At 51.1% G+C, this 3,345-nt stretch carries 7 protein-coding genes and 1 pseudogene; all 8 read left to right on the forward strand.

What is annotated here, in order from left to right:
* The coding region (locus ACWWFX_RS24930) for a DUF1364 domain-containing protein (protein ID WP_473225062.1) at positions 1-242 on the forward strand (242 nt) is incomplete at its 5' end.
* Positions 239-601: a crossover junction endodeoxyribonuclease RusA gene (gene rusA, locus ACWWFX_RS24935; protein WP_473225063.1), complete on the forward strand. Its 363-nt coding sequence runs from the start codon at positions 239-241 to the stop codon at positions 599-601. The genes ACWWFX_RS24930 and rusA, both read left to right, overlap by 4 nt.
* Positions 598-780 (forward strand): hypothetical protein, encoded by a 183-nt coding sequence (locus ACWWFX_RS24940; protein ID WP_473225064.1) that lies wholly within the window; start codon positions 598-600, stop codon positions 778-780. The genes rusA and ACWWFX_RS24940 overlap by 4 nt, the downstream gene beginning before the upstream one ends.
* Positions 777-893, forward strand: coding sequence for a hypothetical protein (locus tag ACWWFX_RS24945; protein ID WP_473225065.1), 117 nt, complete (start codon positions 777-779; stop codon positions 891-893). The genes ACWWFX_RS24940 and ACWWFX_RS24945 overlap by 4 nt, the downstream gene beginning before the upstream one ends.
* Entirely contained in the window at positions 893-1,702 is an 810-nt protein-coding gene (locus tag ACWWFX_RS24950) for an antitermination protein Q (protein WP_048207076.1), read from the forward strand. The genes ACWWFX_RS24945 and ACWWFX_RS24950 overlap by 1 nt, the downstream gene beginning before the upstream one ends.
* 693 nt (positions 1,703-2,395) lie before the next feature.
* Positions 2,396-2,668, forward strand: coding sequence for a phage holin family protein (locus ACWWFX_RS24955; RefSeq protein WP_473225066.1), 273 nt, complete (start codon positions 2,396-2,398; stop codon positions 2,666-2,668).
* A complete protein-coding gene (locus ACWWFX_RS24960; protein WP_473225067.1) occupies positions 2,668-3,156 on the forward strand; it encodes a lysozyme in 489 nt (162 codons plus the stop codon). The genes ACWWFX_RS24955 and ACWWFX_RS24960 overlap by 1 nt, the downstream gene beginning before the upstream one ends.
* Positions 3,153-3,345: pseudogene (locus ACWWFX_RS24965) on the forward strand (lysis protein); the annotation flags it as partial. The gene ACWWFX_RS24960 and the pseudogene ACWWFX_RS24965, both read left to right, overlap by 4 nt.

The following is a 3,345-nucleotide window of genomic DNA, read 5'->3' on the forward strand; positions in this document are numbered from 1 at the left end:
TCCCCGGCGTATGCAACGGCAATCCTGAAACCTCAGTACTGGCTCACATTCGTCTTGCTGGCCTCTGCGGGACCGGAATCAAGCCGCCTGACCTGATCGCCACAATCGCATGCAGCAGTTGCCACGACGAGATTGATCGCCGCACCCGTCTGGTCGATGCGGAATATGCAAAGGAGTGCGCGCTGGAAGGCATGGCTCGCACGCAGGTCATCTGGCTTAAAGAGGGGCTCGTAAAAGCATGAATGAATACCGCATCAGCCTCCCGTGGCCGCCAAGCAACAACCGCTACTACCGACATAACCGCGGGCGCACGCACATCAGCGCAGAAGGGCAGGCGTACCGCGACAGTGTCGCCAGAATCATCAAAGACTCAATGCTGGATATCGGCTTGGCAAACCCCGTGAAAATCCGTATCGAGTGCCACATGCCGGATCGCCGCCGCCGGGACCTGGATAACTTGCAAAAGGCTGCCTTCGACGCCCTGACGAAATCTGGGTTCTGGCTCGATGACCAGCAGGTCGACTACTACAGCGTGAAGAGGATGCCAATCGTCAAAGGCGGCAGGCTTGAACTGACCATCACCGAACTGGAGGCCGAATGAAACTTGAGTCTTTATTTCTGCTGGCCTTTTATCTCATTCCGCTGATCGCGATGGGGATTGTCAGCCATATCAATTACAAAAAATGTCGCATTCAGTTCTCAGCAATCAGCAAAGGCATTCGTTTTCAAAGAAAGTACAAAATTCTGAAAAATCTTCACCCAGACCGGGAGGATGCATGACTTTTTCAGACCTTCTCCGGTACCAGGCAGAAAGCGTTAAGCGCGCCAACATGCCGCCAGTAGCAAAGCACAGCCAGACCAAAACCAACCAGCCCCAGAAGGAAGCCGCATAATGAACCTCGAATCAATCGCTAAATACTTTGCGCCTAAATCACCGATGTTCAGTGACTCTCCTCGCGCAACAGCATCAGACAGCCTGACCGGAACTGACGTTATGGCGGCGCTTGGCCTTGTTGGGCACAAATGCGGATTTGGCTTCGATCTTTACCTGTCAAAGATTGGCGTCACCACCCCTGACATAGCACTGGAGAGACTGTATGAGCAGGCGAGGAAATTATCAGGTAAGAACAGAGCATTATCAGATCTCGATGAATCACTTCGCGCAGGCGTGCTTAAAGTTATCTGCGCTTTTGCATACCAGGATTACTCAAGAAGTGCTGCCAGCACTCGAAAATGTGATTGCTGCGATGGGGACGGATTTACAGATGCTCAGGTGTTTACGAACAAGGTCACCTATCCGTGGGGCAAACCGCCGTACTGGGCGAAAATGTCACGGGCCGTGCGTCCGAGCGACTGGGAGAGTTGGTCTCAGGCGCGTGAGGTGGTGCGGGTTAAATGCAAACCATGTAACGGAAAAGGTGTTATCAGCAATTCGTGTCGCTGCCACGGAAAAGGTAAGGTGCTGGACAAGGCAGAAAGCTATCGGCAGGGCGTGCCGGTGATGAAGGTCTGTGGCCGTTGCGGAGGTAGAGGATATGCAAGACTCAAGTTCTCGACGGTAATTGATGGTGTTAATACCGTTGTGGAGATAAAGAAAACCGCAGCATATGAGCAACTTCAGCCGATCTTTGAGGAACTGGTCGCCGAATGCCATAAACAGGAGTCTATGGCTGATTCTATTCTCTCAAAAGTCACGAGATGAAAAATACTTTCCATGAAACATTGGTTATGTAGAAAATAGACTTGCATTTTGCGGAAGAACTGGATAGATTCATCTCTAACGCTGGGAATCCGTTCAGTCGTTCCGAAGCAAAAAAATTACAAGCCCGAGGTTAACGCCTTGGGATTTTTGCTTTCCGGCGACACGACAGGGGTATTCGCGAGATGCATTGCATCAGCACCCCTGTCACATCGTCGTATAGCATTGAAAATGAAATTGGCAGATGTTAAATTCCTGGGGTGGTGAATCCCCCTGTGCGGAGGGGCAATGCCAGGTCGAGTTATTTTTTTGCGCTTATTGCGAGTCGTTCCTGACCTGGCAGCGACTCACCGGGAGGCACCCGGCACCACACACATACTGCATAACCCTATCTAAAGGCCTGCCATTCCGGTGGGCCTTTTCTTTGGGCAAAAAAAAGCCCGCATGGTTTCATGCAGGCAAGGCAGTTACATTTAGATTTTGTCCCGGTATATGTTTTTTTGTCCGGAAGTCGAAAGATACTGTCTTGACTACTTTTTGTAAATAACGGATTCAAATCACAAGGCCATGCATTTGCATGGCTTTTTTATTCTCAGGTTCCGGGAATCATCATCGACACGCTTTGTTGTTAAATTCAGCCCGAGAACCTGACCCCTTTCAAACACAGCTCCCGCTTCCACTGCGAGGAGAGAGACTATGAAGATGGACGAAAGATACAGCAACGCATCATATGGCAGCGCTGGTCTTGCGGCTTTCTTTGCCAGCCTGTCATTACAGGATTGGAGCTTCATTATCGGCGTCGCCTTCAGCATTATCCTTGGCGTCCTGACGTACAGGCTAAACAAGCGTGAGCAAATGAAGCGCACGAAGATACTGCAAGACATCCTGAGTAAGACAGACCCCGGCAACCCTTCAGCTACGGCTAAGGTTTTAGCTGATCTGGGTAAGAATGCACCACGGGAGATCTGATGGATTCGAACCTGAGAAATAAAGTTGCAGCGACTATCGGTGGCGGGGCAATAGCTATTGCTACTGTGATGCTATCTGGTAAAGGCGGACTGGAAGGCCGTGAGTACGTTGCATATCGCGATGTGGTCGGAGTTCTTACTGTCTGCGATGGGCACACTGGCTCAGATATCGTTACGGGAAAGCGCTATACCGACAAAGAATGTGACGCACTGACGCGGAAAGATTTAACCCGCATCGCTGCGCAGGTTGATCCACATATCAAAGTGCCAACCACCGAAACACAACGGGCAGCCATTTACAGCTTCGCTTACAACGTCGGCGCGACAGCCACTATCAACTCCACGCTTCTGAAAAAGCTCAACGCCAAAGATTACTCCGGTGCATGCGCCGAGCTTAAGCGCTGGGTATATGCAGGTGGCAAGAAGTGGAAAGGGTTGATGAACCGGCGAGACGTTGAATATGAAGTCTGTACCTGGAGTCAGAAATGAGCCGCATCGCCGCAGTAATATGGGCTGTGATTATCTGCCTGGTGGTATCGCTTGGCTTGGCTGTTAACCACTACCGCGACAACGCCACCGAATACAAGAAGCAGCGAGATGAGAAAACTCAGGAGCTGAATCTGGCAAAGGCCACCATCACCGACATGCAGACCCGCCAGCGTGAAGTCGCTGCACTGG

The organism is Pseudocitrobacter sp. 2023LY-00077 (genome assembly GCF_055796175.1).